The 16,651-nt window shown below is 60.8% G+C and carries 16 protein-coding genes; 8 read left to right on the top strand and 8 right to left on the bottom strand.

All coding sequences use genetic code 11. The features are described 5' to 3' along the window. Positions 1 to 2: 2 nt before the first annotated feature. Positions 3 to 1,016, bottom strand: a complete 1,014-nt coding sequence (gene hemB / locus ACQ4MY_RS23865) for a porphobilinogen synthase (RefSeq protein ID WP_440096674.1) — start codon at positions 1,014 to 1,016, stop codon at positions 3 to 5. A 207-nt stretch (positions 1,017 to 1,223) separates the two neighbouring features. On the opposite strand from hemB, the gene ACQ4MY_RS23860 reads away from it, so the two are divergent. Continuing rightward, complete coding sequence (locus tag ACQ4MY_RS23860) at positions 1,224 to 1,874, top strand: DedA family protein (protein ID WP_440096673.1); 651 nt, start codon at positions 1,224 to 1,226, stop codon at positions 1,872 to 1,874. On the opposite strand, the gene ACQ4MY_RS23855 is transcribed toward ACQ4MY_RS23860, so the two are convergent. Continuing rightward, entirely contained in the window at positions 1,855 to 3,090 is a 1,236-nt protein-coding gene (locus ACQ4MY_RS23855; protein ID WP_440096672.1) for a sterol desaturase family protein, read from the bottom strand. The genes ACQ4MY_RS23860 and ACQ4MY_RS23855 overlap by 20 nt on opposite strands. Positions 3,091 to 3,205: 115 nt before the next feature. On the opposite strand from ACQ4MY_RS23855, the gene elbB reads away from it, so the two are divergent. Further along, positions 3,206 to 3,874, top strand: a complete 669-nt coding sequence (gene elbB, locus ACQ4MY_RS23850; protein WP_008084520.1) for an isoprenoid biosynthesis glyoxalase ElbB — start codon at positions 3,206 to 3,208, stop codon at positions 3,872 to 3,874. Positions 3,875 to 3,991: 117 nt separating this feature from the next. On the opposite strand, the gene ACQ4MY_RS23845 is transcribed toward elbB, so the two are convergent. Next, complete coding sequence (locus ACQ4MY_RS23845) at positions 3,992 to 4,447, bottom strand: YaiI/YqxD family protein (protein WP_440096671.1); 456 nt, start codon at positions 4,445 to 4,447, stop codon at positions 3,992 to 3,994. Positions 4,448 to 4,557: 110 nt separating this feature from the next. Beyond that, positions 4,558 to 6,456, bottom strand: coding sequence for an FTR1 family protein (locus ACQ4MY_RS23840; RefSeq protein WP_440096670.1), 1,899 nt, complete (start codon positions 6,454 to 6,456; stop codon positions 4,558 to 4,560). Positions 6,457 to 6,647: 191 nt separating this feature from the next. On the opposite strand from ACQ4MY_RS23840, the gene ACQ4MY_RS23835 reads away from it, so the two are divergent. From ACQ4MY_RS23835 to ACQ4MY_RS23815, 5 genes are all read left to right on the top strand, one after another. Next, positions 6,648 to 8,048 (top strand): COG3014 family protein, encoded by a 1,401-nt coding sequence (locus ACQ4MY_RS23835; protein ID WP_440096669.1) that lies wholly within the window; start codon positions 6,648 to 6,650, stop codon positions 8,046 to 8,048. Positions 8,049 to 8,256: 208 nt separating this feature from the next. Next, positions 8,257 to 9,651, top strand: coding sequence for a COG3014 family protein (locus ACQ4MY_RS23830; RefSeq protein WP_008084527.1), 1,395 nt, complete (start codon positions 8,257 to 8,259; stop codon positions 9,649 to 9,651). Between the two features lie 15 nt (positions 9,652 to 9,666). Beyond that, complete coding sequence (locus tag ACQ4MY_RS23825) at positions 9,667 to 10,041, top strand: YcfL family protein (RefSeq protein WP_008084528.1); 375 nt, start codon at positions 9,667 to 9,669, stop codon at positions 10,039 to 10,041. A gap of 36 nt (positions 10,042 to 10,077) precedes the next feature. Continuing rightward, on the top strand, positions 10,078 to 10,665 hold the full coding sequence (gene lpoB / locus ACQ4MY_RS23820; RefSeq protein ID WP_008084530.1) for a penicillin-binding protein activator LpoB: 588 nt from the start codon (positions 10,078 to 10,080) through the stop codon (positions 10,663 to 10,665). A 3-nt stretch (positions 10,666 to 10,668) separates the two neighbouring features. Then, the gene (locus ACQ4MY_RS23815; RefSeq protein WP_008084532.1) at positions 10,669 to 11,412 is read left to right on the top strand and encodes a hypothetical protein; all 744 of its coding nucleotides are present in this window, start codon (positions 10,669 to 10,671) and stop codon (positions 11,410 to 11,412) included. Positions 11,413 to 11,595: 183 nt separating this feature from the next. Here the strand turns inward: ACQ4MY_RS23815 and rhtB are convergent, their stop codons facing one another. From rhtB to ACQ4MY_RS23800, 3 genes are all read right to left on the bottom strand, one after another. Next, on the bottom strand, positions 11,596 to 12,228 hold the full coding sequence (gene rhtB / locus ACQ4MY_RS23810) for a homoserine/homoserine lactone efflux protein (RefSeq protein WP_008084534.1): 633 nt from the start codon (positions 12,226 to 12,228) through the stop codon (positions 11,596 to 11,598). A 152-nt stretch (positions 12,229 to 12,380) separates the two neighbouring features. Continuing rightward, positions 12,381 to 12,962, bottom strand: coding sequence for a mechanosensitive ion channel family protein (locus ACQ4MY_RS23805; protein WP_008084536.1), 582 nt, complete (start codon positions 12,960 to 12,962; stop codon positions 12,381 to 12,383). Then, the gene (locus ACQ4MY_RS23800) at positions 12,962 to 14,872 is read right to left on the bottom strand and encodes an ATP-binding cassette domain-containing protein (protein WP_440096668.1); all 1,911 of its coding nucleotides are present in this window, start codon (positions 14,870 to 14,872) and stop codon (positions 12,962 to 12,964) included. The genes ACQ4MY_RS23805 and ACQ4MY_RS23800 overlap by 1 nt, the downstream gene beginning before the upstream one ends. Positions 14,873 to 14,922: 50 nt before the next feature. Here ACQ4MY_RS23800 and ACQ4MY_RS23795 point away from each other — a divergent pair, with 50 nt between their 5' ends. After that, positions 14,923 to 15,384 carry a TIGR02444 family protein gene (locus tag ACQ4MY_RS23795; protein WP_401242928.1) on the top strand — a complete coding sequence of 154 codons (462 nt, stop codon included), beginning with the start codon at positions 14,923 to 14,925 and terminating at the stop codon, positions 15,382 to 15,384. On the opposite strand, the gene ACQ4MY_RS23790 is transcribed toward ACQ4MY_RS23795, so the two are convergent. Beyond that, positions 15,381 to 16,589 carry an AlgP family protein gene (locus ACQ4MY_RS23790; RefSeq protein WP_440096667.1) on the bottom strand — a complete coding sequence of 403 codons (1,209 nt, stop codon included), beginning with the start codon at positions 16,587 to 16,589 and terminating at the stop codon, positions 15,381 to 15,383. The genes ACQ4MY_RS23795 and ACQ4MY_RS23790 overlap by 4 nt on opposite strands. Positions 16,590 to 16,651 lie beyond the last annotated feature (62 nt).

Genomic DNA, 16,651 nt, shown 5'->3' with positions numbered 1-16,651 from the left:
GGCTATTTCTGCTCTCGTAACAATTGAGCGGCACGGACAGCAAAGTAAGTCAGGATGCCATCAGCGCCGGCACGTTTAAAGGCGGTCAGTGATTCGAGAATCACCGCCTCGCTCAACCAGCCATTCTGGATCGCCGCCATGTGCATGGCGTATTCGCCACTAACCTGATAGACGAAGGTCGGCACTTTGAAGGCATCTTTTACCCGGAAAAGAATGTCCAGATACGGCATGCCCGGTTTGACCATGACCATGTCCGCGCCTTCAGACAAGTCCGCACCGACTTCGTGCAGCGCTTCGTCGCTGTTGGCCGGGTCCATCTGATAAGAGGCTTTGTTGGCTTTGCCGAGGTTCGAAGCTGAACCCACGGCATCGCGGAACGGGCCGTAATAGGCGCTGGCGTACTTGGCCGAGTAAGCCATGATCCGCACATTGACGTGGCCGGCAATTTCCAGCGCTTCGCGAATCGCCTGAATGCGACCGTCCATCATGTCCGACGGTGCGACAACCTGCGCGCCGGCTTCGGCGTGGGACAGCGCCTGGCGCACCAGTGCGTCGACGGTGATGTCGTTCTGCACATAGCCTTCTTCGTCGAGAATGCCGTCCTGACCGTGAGTGGTGAACGGATCAAGCGCAACGTCGGTGATCACGCCGAGTTCCGGGAAGCGCTCACGCAAGGCGCGAGTGGCGCGCTGGGCGATGCCTTCAGGGTTCCACGCTTCAGCGGCGTCGAGGGATTTCAATTCAGGAGGTGTGACCGGGAACAGCGCCAGCGCCGGAATGCCCAGTTCAACCCACTTGGTCGCCTCTTCGAGCAGCAGGTCGATGCTCAGGCGTTCTACACCGGGCATCGAGGCCACGGCTTCGCGGCGGTTCTCACCGTCGAGCACGAATACCGGCAAGATCAGATCATCCACCGTCAGCACATTTTCCCGCACCAGCCGACGCGAAAAATCGTCGCGGCGATTGCGGCGCAGGCGCGTGGCAGGGAACAGACGGTTGGCGGGGGTAAAGCTCACGGCGGACTCCTGAGCCCGCGCAAACGGGCGAGCGTGACAGTTATAGACGGCCATTATGACCAACAGATGACAGTTGTGTGAGACCCGTGTCACGTAGCCGCATTCCATTCTCAGTGTAGGAATTGTTCACGTCGAGACACATTTCGACACTTTCATGAATGTGTCCGAAGGGTTAGGCTGCGCGTTCATTTCGCCAGCACCCAGACAATGCTCCAACAATTTCTGCATGACTTTGGCTACTTTGCCTTGTTCCTCGGCACGTTCTTCGAAGGCGAAACCATTCTGGTGCTCGCGGGCTTCCTCGCGTTCCGTGGATACATGGACATCAACGTGGTGGTGGTCGTGGCGTTCTTCGGCAGCTATGCCGGCGATCAGCTGTGGTACTTCCTCGGCCGCAAGCACGGGCGCAAATTACTCGCGCGCAAACCGCGCTGGCAGATGATGGGCGACCGCGCGCTGGAGCACATTCGCAAACATCCGGACATCTGGGTGCTGAGCTTCCGCTTCGTTTATGGCTTGCGCACGGTGATGCCGGTGGCGATCGGCCTGTCGGGCTATCCGCCGGGACGTTACCTGCTGCTCAACGGCATTGGCGCGGCGATCTGGGCCACGGCGCTGGCGGCTGCGGCTTACCACTTCGGCGCGGTGCTGGAAGGCATGCTCGGCAGCATCAAGAAGTACGAACTGTGGGTGCTGGGTGCGCTGCTGGTACTCGGTGTTGGCCTGTGGCTGCGTCGCCGCTTCAAGAATGCGCGCCTGGCGAAGAAGATCTACGAGGACGAGCAAGCCGCCAAAGCTGAACAACTCCAGCTCGCCGAACCAGCCAATTCCGCCGCACCTAAACCGCCAGTCGAGTAACGCGCTGACGGCAGCTGTACAGCCCGATGCCGCTGAGCAGGCTGTACCCGAGCAAGCCAGCCCAGATCATCGGGCTGGCTGGCCACAATCCAACCAGCGGCGCCAGCCACACCAGTGGCACATTCAACCCCAGCCGCAACAGTTCGACCTTCAGCGCCCACGGGCGATTCTCCAGGCTCACGCCCAACGCAAACACCCCGAACGTCACCGCGCCCCAGCCAAGCAACAGCGCAGCGGTCGGCAGGCTGCGTTCCAGATTCATCAGATAACTGCCCAGCGCGATGTAAAGGCAAAACTGCAGCGCCACGTAAAACTGCTGACGACGCTCAAGCGGCACTTCGAATTTACGGAAGCGGGCCAGATCCGGCTTGCTCATCGGGTACTTCGCCGCAACGTCCGCCGGGCGCCAACCGGTGCGCATGAACCAGATCCGCAGCTTGTCCCAGTTGCGCTCGGCCCGCCGCGCGTCATCCCACAATTGCGCATAAAACTGCAGGTTGGCCCACAGCGGATTCCAGCTCGCCAGCGGCGTGGTCACGCCGAAAATCACCGGTTCGTTGTCGTCCTCTTCCTGAAACGTGCCGAACAGACGATCCCAAAAAATGAACACCCCGCCGTAGTTGCGATCCATGTAGAGAGCGTTCTGTGCATGGTGAGCCCGATGATTGGACGGCGTAACGAAGAACCACTCGAACCAGCCGAGCTTGGGAATGTGTCGGGTGTGTACCCAGAATTGATAGAGCAGGTTCAGCGCCGCGACGCTGACGAACACCAGCAACGGCACGCCGAGCACGGCCATCGGCAGGTAGAAAATCCAGCCGAGCAGAAACCCGGTGCTGGTCTGGCGCAACGCGGTGGAAAGGTTGTACTCCTCGCTCTGGTGATGCACCGAGTGCGCGGCCCAGAGGATATTGCGTTCATGGCCCATGCGGTGCAGCCAGTAGTAGCAGAAGTCGTAGAGGACGAACGCAAACACCCAGACCCAGACGCGGTCCGCCGGCAGTCTGAGCAAGGCCAGATGATCGAGGGCAAAGGCATACGTCAGCAGGCCGACGCCCTTGGTCAACAATCCGGTCGTAGTCGACAACACGCCGGTGCTGATGCTGTTCACCGCATCGGCGAGGCGATAGTTGCTCACCCCGCGCCAGCGGTCGGCGACCAGTTCGAGCGCAATCAACACGAGGAAAAACGGCACCGCATACAGAATGAAGTCCATGACGCGCCCTGCTCGCAATCGTATGAACAGATCCTAGGTGTAGCCGCCCGTTTACCCTATGGCAACGCGCGACAATTTAGTGGACATTTAGCGCCATGAATCTGGAGAGAAACCCATGAGCAAAAAAGTTGCAGTGATCCTGTCCGGCAGTGGCGTGTACGACGGCGCCGAGATCCATGAAAGCGTCATCACCCTGCTGCGCCTTGATCAACGCGGCGCGCAGGTACAGTGCTTCGCCCCGAACATCGCGCAATTGCATGTGATCAACCACCTGACCGGCGAAGAAATGCCCGAGACGCGCAACGTGCTGGTCGAGTCGGCACGGATTGCCCGAGGCAACATCAAGGACATCCGCGAAGCCGACGTCGATGACTTCGATGCGCTGATCGTGCCCGGCGGTTTTGGGGCGGCGAAGAACCTTTCCAACTTTGCTGTCGAAGGCGCTGGCTGCAGCGTGCAGCCTGAAGTGCTGGCCTTGGCCGAGGCGTTTGCCGAAGCGGGCAAACCAGTGGGTTTGATGTGCATTTCGCCGGCTCTGGCCGCGAAGATCTATGGCCCGGGCGTGACCTGCACCATCGGCAATGACGCCGACACCGCGACGGCGATGAACAAGATGGGCGCGACGCACGAAGATTGCGCGGTGACCGAGATCATCGAAGACAAGGCGCGCAAACTGGTGACGACCCCGGCTTACATGCTGGCGCAGAACATCAGCGAGGCTGCTTCGGGGATCAACAAACTGGTCGACCGAGTATTAGAGCTGACCCACGAAAATGACGCCTGACACGGTCAATTGTAGGAGTGAGCCTGCTCGCGATGGCGGTGTGTCAGGCAACATATCTGTTGAATGATCGACCGCTATCGCGAGCAGGCTCACTCCTACAAGGGATTTGTGTTGGGCTCAGGTGTTGCGGGTCAGGCGCGTGAGAATCCGGTCCAGCGCATTGGCAAACGCCTGCTTCTCGCGATCGCCGAATGGCGCCGGGCCGCCGCTCATCTGGCAGTGTTCACGCAGATCGGTGAACAGGTTGCGCACCGCCAGCCGCTCGCCCATGTTCTGCGCATCGAATTCCTTGCCGCGCGGGTCGAGCGCTGCCACGCCCTTCTTCACCAGGCGATCGGCCAGCGGAATATCGCTGCAAATCACCAGCTCCCCCGGCACCGCGTGCTCGACCAGATAATCGTCCGCCGCATCCGGCCCGCTCGGCACCACGATCAATTTGACGATGGCCAGCCCCGGCTTGATCTGCGGCTGCCCGGCCACCAGCACCACTTCGTACTGGCGCTTGAGGGCGAACTTCACCACCAGATCCTTCGCCGCCCGTGGGCAAGCGTCGGCATCGATCCATACACGCATTTTTGTTTACCTCATAAAGCAAAAGATCGCAGCCTGCGGCAGCTCCTACAGGTATACACGAACCTATGTAGGAGCTGCCGCAGGCTGCGATCTTTTAAGGGATCACACAATCAAGCCGCCGAAACCCGCCGCTTTTCAGCTACCCAACTACGCCCATACAACACCACAATCGCGACAATCGCCACCGCCTGCGCCGTCAGCGAATACGCATCGGCATGAATCCCCAGCCAGTCAAACTCAAAGAACGCCACCGGCCGCGTGCCGAAGATCCCGGCTTCCTGCAACGCCTTCACACCATGCCCGGCAAACACCACCGACAACGCACAGAGCAGCGCGGCGTTGATGCTGAAGAACAGCGTCAGCGGCAATTTCGCCGAACCGCGCAGGATCACCCACGCCAGACCGACCAGCAGCACCAGCGCCGTCGCCCCGCCTGCCAGCACCGCGTCATGCCCGGCTGGCCCTGCCTGCAACCACAGGGTTTCGTAGAACAGGATCACCTCGAACAACTCGCGATACACCGAGAAGAACGCGAGGATCGCAAAACCGAAGCGCCCGCCCCCGCCGACCAGACTGCTCTTGATGTAATCCTGCCAGGCCGCCGCGTGACGACGGTCGTGCATCCACACGCCCAGCCACAACACCATGACGCTGGCGAACAACGCCGTCGCGCCCTCGAGCAACTCCCGTTGCGAACCACTGACGTCGATCACATACGCCGCCAGCGCCCAAGTGCCCAGCCCCGCCAGCAACGCCAAGCCCCAACCGACGTTGACGCTGCGCACCGCCGATTGCTGGCCGGTGTTGCGCAGGAACGCCAGAATCGCCGCCAATACCAGAATCGCTTCCAGACCTTCGCGCAGCAGAATCAGCAAACCGGAGATATAGCTCAGCGACCAGCTCAAGCCATCGCTGCCAAGCAGCCCGGCGGACTCCTTCAGCTTGGCCTTGGCCGCGTCCAGACGCTGCTCGGCCTGTTCGACCGGCAAGCCGTCCTGCAACGACTGACGGTAAGCCATCAGCGATTTTTCGGTGTCTTTGCGCACGTTGGCGTCGACGTTATCCAGCGAACTTTCGACCAGCTCGAAGCCTTCCAGATACGCCGCTACCGACAGGTCATAGGCCTGATCGTGCTCACCGGCACGGTACGCCGCCAGACTCTTGTCCAGGGTCGCCGCGGTGTAGTCGAGCAACTGCGCCGGGCCGCGCTTGACCTGCGGTGGCTGGGCACGCTGGGCACGGAACGTCGCCGCCGCTGGCGCGCCCTCGGCGCCTTGCACTTCGGCCGGGGTCTGACGCGCCAGATCGGCGATGTTGTAGGTTTTCTCGGACTTGGCGGCCGTTGCATCGGCACTGAACCCGGCGATGTACGTCGCCAGATCCCAGCGCTGGCGATCGTCGAGCTGATCGGCGAACGCCGGCATGTCGGTGCCTTCGACGCCTTGACCGAGGGTGCTGTAGATCGCATACAGGCTCAGGTGATCCATCCGCGCAGCGTCACGCAGGTTGGCCGGCGCGGGCGTCATGCCGAGCGCCGCCGGGCCGTCACCGGCGCCGCTGTCGCCGTGACACACCGAGCAGTTTTGCGCATACAGCGGCGCGCCACGTGTCGGGTCCGGGGTGATGATCGGTGCCTGGCTGACTTCATAGGCCACGGCCAGTTTCGCCCCCAGTTGCCGCGCCTGGCGGGCGACGTCCGCACCGTCCTGCTTCGCCGTGATCGCGCTGTGCAGCGCCTCGACACCCTGCTCCAGCGCGATTTTTTCCGGCTTGGCCGGCAGCGCGCTGATCAGGCTCTGCAACGCCTGAGTGAATTCCAGCTGCTCGCGGTATTCGGCGTCGTCGAGAATTTTTCCCGCCTCGACCGTCGGCGGGTAATCGGCGCTGATGTAATCAAGCAGGTGCAGCGCTTGCGGCGCGCCTTCCACGGTATCGGCCAGCAGATTGAAACTGCTCAGGGCGCACAGCGGAAACACCAGCCAGGCCAGAAAGCGGGACGAGGCAGTCATGAAAGGTTCTCAAGGGGAAATACGGAGTTACATATTGTTCACTCCGACGACGAATCCCTCAAGCTTTGTCGTTGCCAAGGTGAACACCACGATGCTCATCGGCCCCTGAAAAATCATCAAAGCAGTTAGCCATCATCCACCCCTATAATGCGTCACCTCTTCGTACTGTCCGTTCAAGGAAGAACCCGCTCATGCGCCATTGTCTGCTGCCATCGCTGCTGATCGCCGCCATTTTGCAAGTCAGCGGCTGCGCCGCGTACCGCGATTACGACCTGGAACTGCAACAGACCACGCAACAGCTCAAGGCCGGCAACATCGATGGCTCGCTCGCCTTGATCGAGGCGCACAACCCGGGCGAAGAGAAGGATCTGCTCTATTACTTCGAGAAGGGCGCGGTATTGAGCGCTGGCGGTGAGTTCCCACAGAGCCAGGTCGCCTGGCGCAGCGCCGAGCAGATGGTCATACAGCGCCAGGACACCATAGAAACCACCGGCGACAAGTTGCTCGCCGCCATGGGCAATCAGTGGGGCAGCATCATCAATGACAAGCTGCGGCGCTACGATGGCTACGATTACGAAAAGGTCATGCTGACCACGCAAATGGCCCTGAATCAACTGGCCCTGAATGACTTCGACGGCGCCCGTGCCGACATCAAGAAAACCCACGAGCGTGAAGCACTGATCGCCCGGCAACGGGAACTGGAATACGAGCGGGTCGAAGAAGCGGCCAAGGCCAACGGCGCCCGCGTTCACTACAAGGATCTGCAAGGCTACCCGGTAGTCATGCTTGAATCGGCCGCCGTGATTGCCTTGAAGAACGGTTATCAGAGCGCGTTCAGTCACTACCTCGCGGGCTTCACCTACGAGGCACTCGGTGAAAAAGATCTGGCGGCACCCGGCTATCGTCAGGCAATTGAGCTGCGCCCGGACATGGCGTTTTTCCAGCAGGCCCTGCGCGACCTCGACAGTCCTGGGCTCAAGGCCGACGAAAGTGACGTGCTGATCATCGTCCAAAGCGGTCTGGCGCCAGCCCGCAGCTCGGTGCGCGTACCGTATCCGGTGAAGCTTAAGGACGGTCAGGTCATCGTCGCCAATGTCTCGTTCCCGGTGATGGTGCCCGACACGTCGACCCCTGCCTTCAATCAAGTGAGCATCGACGGTCGGCAGAACAAGCTGATCGCGGTCAACAGCATTACCGACATGTCCTTGCGCACCCTGCGTGACGACATGCCAGGCATTATCCAGCGCACCACCTACCGGGCCTTTCTGGCGGCGGACGTTCAGGCCACGGACAATCGACGCGATCCGAGCAAAGCCTCGTACGTCACTCACTGGGACGGTTTCGAGCAGGCCGACACACGCACCTGGCGCACCTTGCCCAACCTCACCCAAGTCGTGCGCCTGCGCCTGAAGAAGGGCGACCACTTGATCAGCCTCCCCAACACCCCGGGGACTGCTCCGTTGAAAATCCGTATCGACCAGAACCGCCAAGTCGTTGGTCTGCGCGCCCTGGGCGATCGAATATTTGCCAATGGCAGTGCATTTCAGTCCAGTGGAGCACCGGCAAGCAGCGTGGTATCGAACCTGAAATAAGTAATGGCACCTAACTAACCAGTGCAATTAAAAAGCTATTACATAGCCACCATTCGCCGCTTATAATGCCGCGCCCTCGCTAACGCGAACCGGCATTAAAGCTCCTCAGGATATGAGGAATTGGCAGGAGGCCAGCGCCACTGTCGATGGGTCACACCAGCCCGACCAGCATCCGCGGCTGTATTTACTCCAGGGAAGAAGTACCCCCATGGCATTCCGCGCTCCCTCCTTGATCGCGCTCAGCGCGGTCACTTTGCTGTCCGGCTGTTCCGCTTTCCGCAATTACGACTCCGAACTGGCCCAGACCAATCAGCAACTGGCGACCGGCAACGTCGACGCTGCGCTGACCCTGCTGGAAAAGAACAACAGCGGCCCGGACAAAGACCTGCTCTATTACTTCGAGAAAGGTGAGTTGCTGCGCGCCAAGGGTGACCTGTCCGGCAGCCAGAGCGCCTGGACCAGCGCCGATCAGGTGGTCGGTCAGTGGGAAGACTCGGTCAAGCTCGACACTGGTAAGTACCTGGCTCAGTTCGGCAGCTTCATCGTCAACGACAAGGTGCGTCGTTACGAAGGCTATGACTATGAAAAAGTCATGCTGACCACGCAGATGGCCCTGAACCTGCTGGCGGTGAATGACTTTGACGGCGCACGCACCGCGATCAAGCGGACTCACGAGCGTGAAGCGGTGATCGCCGACCTGCGCGACAAGGAATACCTCAAGAGCGAAGAAGAGGCCGAGAAAGAAGGCGTCAAGACCCAGTACAAAGACCTGCAGGGTTATCCGGTCGCCAGCCTCGATGCACCGGAAGTCGTCGGCCTGAAGAACAGCTACCAGAGTGCGTTCAGCCATTACCTCTCCGGTTTCGTCTATGAAGCCCTGGGCGAGAAAGGCCTGGCTGCACCGGGCTACCGCAAGGCCGCCGAACTGCGTCCGAACACGCCGCTGCTGGAGCAGGCGCTGATCAACCTCGACAAGCCGGTCAAATCCGACGACAGCGACATCCTGATCGTGGTGCAAAGCGGCCTGGCGCCGGCACGTGACTCGATCCGCATTCCGTTGCCGCTGCCGATTTCCAACAGCGTGGTGATCACGCCGCTGTCGTTCCCGGTGATCAAACCGGACACCTCCACCGCCACCTTCGCGCAGATCGGTGTCGACGGTCAGCAGGTTGACCTGACGGCCCTCAACAGCACCACGGCGATGTCCCGTCGCGCCCTGCGCGACGACATGCCGGGGATCATCGTGCGCACCACCGTGCGTGCAATCACCAAAGGCGTGGCGCAGAAGAAGATCAACGAAACCAACCCGCTGGCCGGTCTGGCTGTCGGTATCTCTTCAGCTGTACTCGAAGGTGCCGATACCCGTACGTGGCGTACCCTGCCGGACTACACCCAAGTGGTGCGTCTGCGCCTGAAAAAAGGCGAGCATCAGGTTACCCTGCCGAGCGCTGTTGGCGGCTCGGTGGTCAAGGTCACCGTCGACCAGCGTTATCAGGTCATCAGCCTGCGCGCCGTCGGTAACCAAGTGTTCGCTGGCGGTCTGGCCGCCCACGTGATCCCGAGTGCCAGTGCGACCAACGTCGCCAGCCTCAAACAACCTTAAGAACGGAGTCTTTGCATGCGCTTCAAACTCATCGCCGTCGCCGCCCTCGCCTTGCTGGCGAGCGGCTGCGCCACCCCGCCACCACCTGAGCCGGGCAGCGCCGCGAGCAAAGTCGTGGCCATGGGGCCGCAGAAACACATCGTCGTCGGCGCCATGCGCGTCGCCCGCGAAAACGGTTTCATGACCGTCAACGTGCAGTTGAGCAACACCCTCAACAGCAACAAGACGTTCTACTACCGCTTCGCCTGGCTGGGCCCGGAAGGCTTCCCGATTGCCGACGAGGAAGTCTGGAAAAGCCAGATGATGTACGGCGCCCAGACCAGCTTCATTCAGGGCATCGCCCCGACGCCGAAAGCCGTGGACTTCCGTCTGGAACTCAAGACGCCGTAAGCCCGCCACCCTATTTCTGATTTAGAGAGCATTCCCATGTTTGCACGCTTTTCCTGCATCGCCGTTATTGCCCTGCTGGCCTCCGGCTGCGTCAACACTTCGCCGACCCTGGGCAGCAAGAACATCAGCTACGGTGATACCAAAGCCGTTGAAACCGTGACCAACGAATTCGGTTCGACCGACCTGCAGATGATTGCCGAGTCGATGACCCGTTCGATGGCTCAGTCCGGCATCCTGCAAGGTCGCCCGGTGGTTCAGGTCTACGATGTGAAGAACAAGACCAGCGAATACATCGACACGCGTGAGATCACCACCAGCATCAAGACCCAGCTGATGAAGACCGGCGTCGCCCGTTTCGCCAGCGATAACACCGCCATGCAGAGCCAGGTCGACCAGCTCAAGCTGCAAAACCAGAGCGGTCTGTACAAGAAGAGCACCGTGGCCAAGACTGGCAACATGATCGCGGCCAAATACCGTCTGGAAGGTTCGATCAGCTCGATCGTCAAGCGCAGCAGCGACTACAAGGACGTCTTCTACAAATTCAGCCTGCAACTGATCGACGTTGAAAGCGGTCTGGCCGAGTGGATGGACGAAAAAGAGATCCGCAAAACCACGGAGCGTTAATTGATGCGCGCATGGATTGGCATGATGGCCCTGGCTTGCGCGTTCAGCGTGCAAGCGGCCCCGAAAGTCGCGGTAACGGATCTGGCGTACCAGGAACGTGTGGAGCAATACATCCACATCGTTTCGTCGCAGAACAATTACCGCGAGGGTTACTACAGCTCCAGCGGCTCGTCGAACTACAACGAGTACGAAGCGAACACCAGCTACATCGAGCAGGCCGAGCTGCGTAAATTCACCGGCGACATCAAGGGTGAAATTCTCCGCACCGGCATGTTCCAGCTGATCCAGGGCACGCCGTACACTGCCTCGTCCAAGGGTGACATCTACGATGTGATCAAGCGGATCAAGTCCGGCGCCTTCAAAGGCGCCGACTATGTGTTGTTCGGGACGGTGTCGGACATCGACTTCACCCAGGACATCAACGAGCTGGCGAACACCGACAGCTATTCGGCGGTGCTGGGCCTGACGCTGGTGGCGGACTTCAGCCTGATCAATACCAAGACCTTCGAGATCACCTCGGCCTTCACGGCGATGGGCGAAGCGCAGGACACCAAACTGGTGAACCACCGCGACATCAAGATCTCACTGAACCGCCCACGGGTGGTACGTGACGTGTCGAAGGCGCTGGGTGAGGACGTGGCCGGGCAGCTGAGCATGCAGCTTGGTGGTGGTGGGTACGAGCAGCCGCGCGAAGCACCGCAGCGCAACAACCTGCCGCGCGATACCGCGCCGGTGATCCTGCGCTGATTGCAGGCCTGCACAAATCTGATGTGAACTTTGTGCTGGGGACTCTTGTGCTGGGGACTTTGTGGTGAGGGGATTTATCCCCGATGGCTCGCGAAGCGGGCCCCCTCTTGATCTTAAAAGAAGGGGCCGCTGCGCAGCCCATCGGGGATAAATCCCCTCACCACAGTTGTGTGTCTGTGAGGTTTAGGCGGCTGCTTTGCGCAGCGTCGCCATAAACGCCGCCGCGCCAATGAACAGCCCGGCAAACGTGCGGTTCATGCGTTTCTGCTGTTGCGGTGTGCGCAACAGACGCAGCACCTTCGACGCCAGACCGGTATAACCGGCCATCACAATCAGGTCGACGCAGATCATGGTTGCGCCGATCACCACGTACTGAATCAGCAGCGGCGCGTGCGGATTGATGAACTGCGGCAGCACCGCCAGCATGAACACCAGCGCCTTGGGGTTGCTGATGTTGACCAGAAAACCACGGAACACCAATGCCAGCGGCTTGCCGATCGGCCGCACCGCCGCGTCATCGCTCATGTCCATGGGCTGCGCGCGCCATTGCTTGATGGCCAGATACACGAGGTAAGCGACACCGAACCATTTGATGGCGTGGAAGGCAGTCGCCGAAGCGGTCAGGATCGCGCCAACGCCGGCGCCGACAATCGCAATCTGCACCGCCAGGCCAATCTGCAGGCCGAGGGCGTTCCAGTAACCGCGCCAGAAACCGTATTGCAGACCGCTGGACATCGACGCAATGGCGCCAGCACCCGGGGACAGACTGATCACCCAGCAGGCGGCAAAAAACGCCAGCCATGTTTGAAGCTCCATCGCACACCTCGCATCTGAATCGTGACAGACGCTCAAGCTAATGCGGATCGGAGCTAAAAGCAAAAGATCGCAGCCTCCGGCAGCTCCTACATTGGAATACGATCCCTGTAGGAGCTGCCGCAGGCTGCGATCTTTTGATCTTGCTTGAAACCCTACTTCTCAAAACCGCTAGACGGAAACACATCCGTCCCACGCCAACGCCGCACCGAACGCTGGAAGAACAGACTGTTCGGCACCTGCACCATCGCGCTCCCCGTCCCCAACTCTTCCGCTTCGATCAACGTCGTGTAAAGCAGATTGATCGCCACCACCCGCCCCTTCACGCCAGGCTTGTCCGTGGTGTCGACCAGTTCAACGATATCGCCCAGCCGAAACGGCCCGACCGTGAAGATCAGAATCGCGCACAGCAGGTTCGACAGCACACTCCACATCGCGAAGAACGCCACCGCCGCCACCGCGACGAAACCCGACAGCGCCGTCCACAACACCGTGGCCGAAACACCGAGGCGTTCCAAAACAAAGATCACTGCGCTGCCCATGATCAGCCAGCGCAGCACGCCACGCAGCGGCATCAGCAACTGCGGCGGGAACGGATAACGCTCACCCAGGCGGGTCAGGCACTTGGCAACGAAGCGTTGGGCGAGATAGCCAGCCAGCAGGATCAGCAGAATCTGCACGCCCAGCCAGATTGGCTCGACCCACATCGCCGGCAGCGGCAGCTTGAACGCTTCCATCAGGACAGCGCCTCCAACTCCGCCTGCATGCTTTCCAGCGTCTCGAGAGCTTCCATCCACGCTTCTTCCAGCTCGCCTTCGCGAACCTTCAGCTTGGCTTGTTCGGCCAACAGATCACGCAATTCGTTCTTGCGCGCCGGCTCGTAGATATCGCTGTCGCCGAGGCTGGCATCGACCTTGGCGAGCTTCTCGTGGAGCTTGCCCAGCTCGGCTTCAAGCTTGTCGGCTTCGCGCTTGTGCGGCGCTAGTTGCTGACGCAACGCAGCCGCTGCCTGACGCTGAGCCTTCTTGTCAGTCTTGTCCGGGTTGGCCGGAGTGTTGCTGACCGGCGCGTTGCGCTGGCGGTATTCCACCAGCCAGCGCGCATAGTCTTCAAGGTCGCCATCGAACTCTTCGACCTTGCCGTCCGCGACCAGATAGAAGTTGTCGGTGGTGCTTTTGAGCAAGTGCCGATCGTGAGATACCACCAACACCGCGCCGCTGAATTCCTGCAGCGCCATGGTCAGCGCCAGGCGCATTTCCAGGTCGAGGTGGTTGGTCGGTTCGTCGAGCAGCAACAGGTTCGGACGTTCCCAGGCGATCAACGCTAAGGCCAGACGCGCCTTTTCGCCACCAGAAAAATTCAGCACCGGCTCATCGATGCGCGCACCACGGAAGTCGAAACCGCCGAGGAAGTCGCGCAGGGTCTGCTCGCGTTCGCTCGGCGCCAGGCGCTGCATGTGCAGCAACGGGCTGGCCTTGGAATCCAGCGAGTCGAGCTGATGCTGAGCGAAGTAGCCGACCACGGTGTTCTCGCCACGGGTCAGGCGCCCGGCGATCGGTGACAGCTCGCCGGCGAGGTTCTTGATCAGCGTCGATTTACCCGCGCCGTTCGGCCCGAGCAGACCGATCCGTGCACCCGGGGTCAATTGCAGCTTGACCTTCTCAAGGATGGTTTTGTCGCCGTAACCCAGACGCGCATCGGACAGGTCGATCAGCGGGCTGGAGATTTTCGTCGACTCGCGGAAGACGAAGTCGAACGGCGAATCGACGTGAGCTGCCGATAACTCTTCCATCCGCTCCAGGGCCTTGATCCGGCTCTGCGCCTGACGGGCCTTGGTCGCTTGCGCCTTGAAGCGGGCGATGTAGCTTTCCATGTGCGCACGTTGCGCCTGCTGCTTCTCGTAGGCCTGTTGCTGCTGGGCCAGACGCTCGGCACGGGCGCGCTCGAAGGCGCTGTAGCCACCGCGATACAAGGTGATCTTGCGCTGATCGACATGCGCGACGTGATCGACGACTTCGTCGAGGAAATCACGGTCGTGGGAAATCAGCAGCAAGGTGCCCGGGTAGTTTTTCAGCCACTCTTCGAGCCAGATGATGGCGTCGAGATCCAAGTGGTTGGTCGGTTCGTCGAGCAGCAACAAATCCGACGGGCACATCAACGCTTGCGCCAGGTTCAGACGCATCCGCCAGCCACCGGAGAAATCCCCGACCTGACGATCCATCTGCTCGTTGGTGAAACCGAGACCGGCGAGCAACTTGCGCGCTCGCGCATCGGCGGTGTAACCGTCGGCGCTGTCGAGTTCCGAGTGCAGACGGGCCTGAGCGGCACCGTCATGCGCGGCTTCGGCAGCGGCGAGGTCACGTTGCACCTCGCGTAGACGCAGGTCGCCATCGAGCACATAGTCGACGGCAAGGCGCTCGAGCGTCTCGATTTCCTGGCGCATGTGGGCGATGCGCCAGTCAGCCGGCAAGAAGCAGTCACCCGAGTCGGGGTGCAGTTCGCCCCGAATCAAGGCGAACAGGCTCGATTTGCCGGCGCCGTTGGCACCGATAAGGCCGGCTTTGTGGCCGGCGTGCAGGGTCAGCTCGGCGTCTTCTAGCAGACGTTGCGGGCCACGCTGTAAAGTCAGGTTCTGAAGTCGGATCATAATGGCGGCGGAGTCTACCAGCTTCGCTCACAACTGGCGCGAGTAGCACGATGTCCTCTGACCTGTGGAGCTTTTCCCTTGCCACCTACGCCCGTCCGGGCGTGGAAGACGCCTGCCTGCAACTGCAAACGGCGGGCGCGAACGTGTGCCTGCTGTTGTGCGGTTTATGGCTGGAGCAACGCGGGGTGACCTGCGATGAACAACGCGTCAGCGAACTTCAGGCGCTCACCGAGCCTTGGGATATCGAAGTGGTGCAACCGCTGCGGACACTGCGTATGCAATGGAAAGCACGGGCGGTGGATGACGCGGTGTTGAAAGGCATGCGCGAGCAGATCAAATCACTTGAGCTGGAAGCTGAGCGAGCGTTGCTGTCACGGCTTGAAGGTGTGGCGCAGGAATGGACGCGAAACGATGCAGGTTCGATGACCTGGCTTGAAGGCTTGGCCGGCACGGCGGCCAACCCGAACCGCGACGCGCTGCAAGTGCTGCGCGTCGCGGCGACCGGCGTTTAGGAAGCGCTGGTTGGGTTGTTGCTGGTGCTCGACACAGCGGCTGGCGATGGCGCAGTCGATGGCGTCGAGGTCGTAGCGGCTGGAGCGGGTGCCGCTGGCGCAGCCGACGCTGCCGGTGCGGCAGGTTTGGCGGCTGGCGCGGTAGCCGGTTTGGCCGCAGCTGGTTTGGCAGCGGCTGGCTTTTTAACGGCTGGTTTTGCGGCAGGTTTCGCAGCTGGTTTTGCAGCAGCAGGCTTGGCGGCAGCAGTCGTTGGTTTGGCAGCAGCGGCCGGTTTAGCGGCTGGCTTGGCTGCCGGTTTGGCGGCGGCTTTCACGGCTGGTTTGGCAGCCGGTTTTGCAGCAGCTTTGGCTGGCGCTTTTGCCGCAGGCTTGGCTGCTGCTGGTTTAGCGGCAGTCTTGGCAGCTGGTTTTGCCGCAGCAGGTTTTGCCGCAGCTTTGGCAGCAGGTTTGGCGGCCGGTTTAGCAGCGGTGGCTTTCGCTGGAGCAGCTTTGGCAGCAGCTGGTTTAGCAGCAGCGGCACGGGTAGCCGGCTTGGCAGCGGCAGTACGCGCAGCAGGTTTTGCCGCTGTGGTTTTAGCCGCTGGTTTTGCAGCGCTCGCCGCAGCAGGTTTTTTCGCAGCAGGTTTTGCAGCCGCTTTGGCCGCTGGTTTTGCAGCGGCTTTCACCGGTGCTTTTGCAGCAGGCTTGGCAGCGGTTTTAGCTGCCGCTTTTGCAGCAGGCTTGGCCGCTGCAGTTTTCGCTGGAGCTTTGGCTGCAGCAGGTTTTGCAGCAGCTTTCTTCGCCGGTGCCGCTGCTGGTTTGGCCAAGCGAGTCGACAATACTTTGCCCACTGCTTCTTGAACGCGGCCAACACCCTGGGCCAGTTTCAGGCTTTCCTGGGCGTCACGCTTGAGTTGCAGAATGTAGCTGCGGGTATCGGACTGACGATCCTTGAGCGCATCGAGCAGATCTTCCAATTCTTTCACTGCGCCTTTGGCTTTGGTCTGTGCCTTGGCTTTACCGGCAGCCGCTGCGTCTTGCAATTTGGTACGCGATTTGTGCAGTTTTTCTTGCGCCTTGCCGCGTTGCTTTTCCAGTTTGGCGAGCAGTTTTTCAGCATCAGCCAAGGCTTGCGAGCAAGCGTTTTCCAAATGCTCGAGCAGGCTGCCCGAGAGTTGTTGGAGTAAGTGCAACGGAGTGTTTACAGGCTTCTTGGTGGCCGACATGGTTTACCTCCTGGCTGACGTGAATGCGGCTCATACTAGACCTCTGCTGCTACCGCCGCTAG

The sequence above is a fragment of the Pseudomonas sp. SM4 genome, from assembly GCF_051913165.1.
Classification (GTDB): Bacteria; Pseudomonadota; Gammaproteobacteria; order Pseudomonadales; family Pseudomonadaceae; genus Aquipseudomonas.
This window is presented reverse-complemented; position numbering and strand designations above follow the sequence as displayed.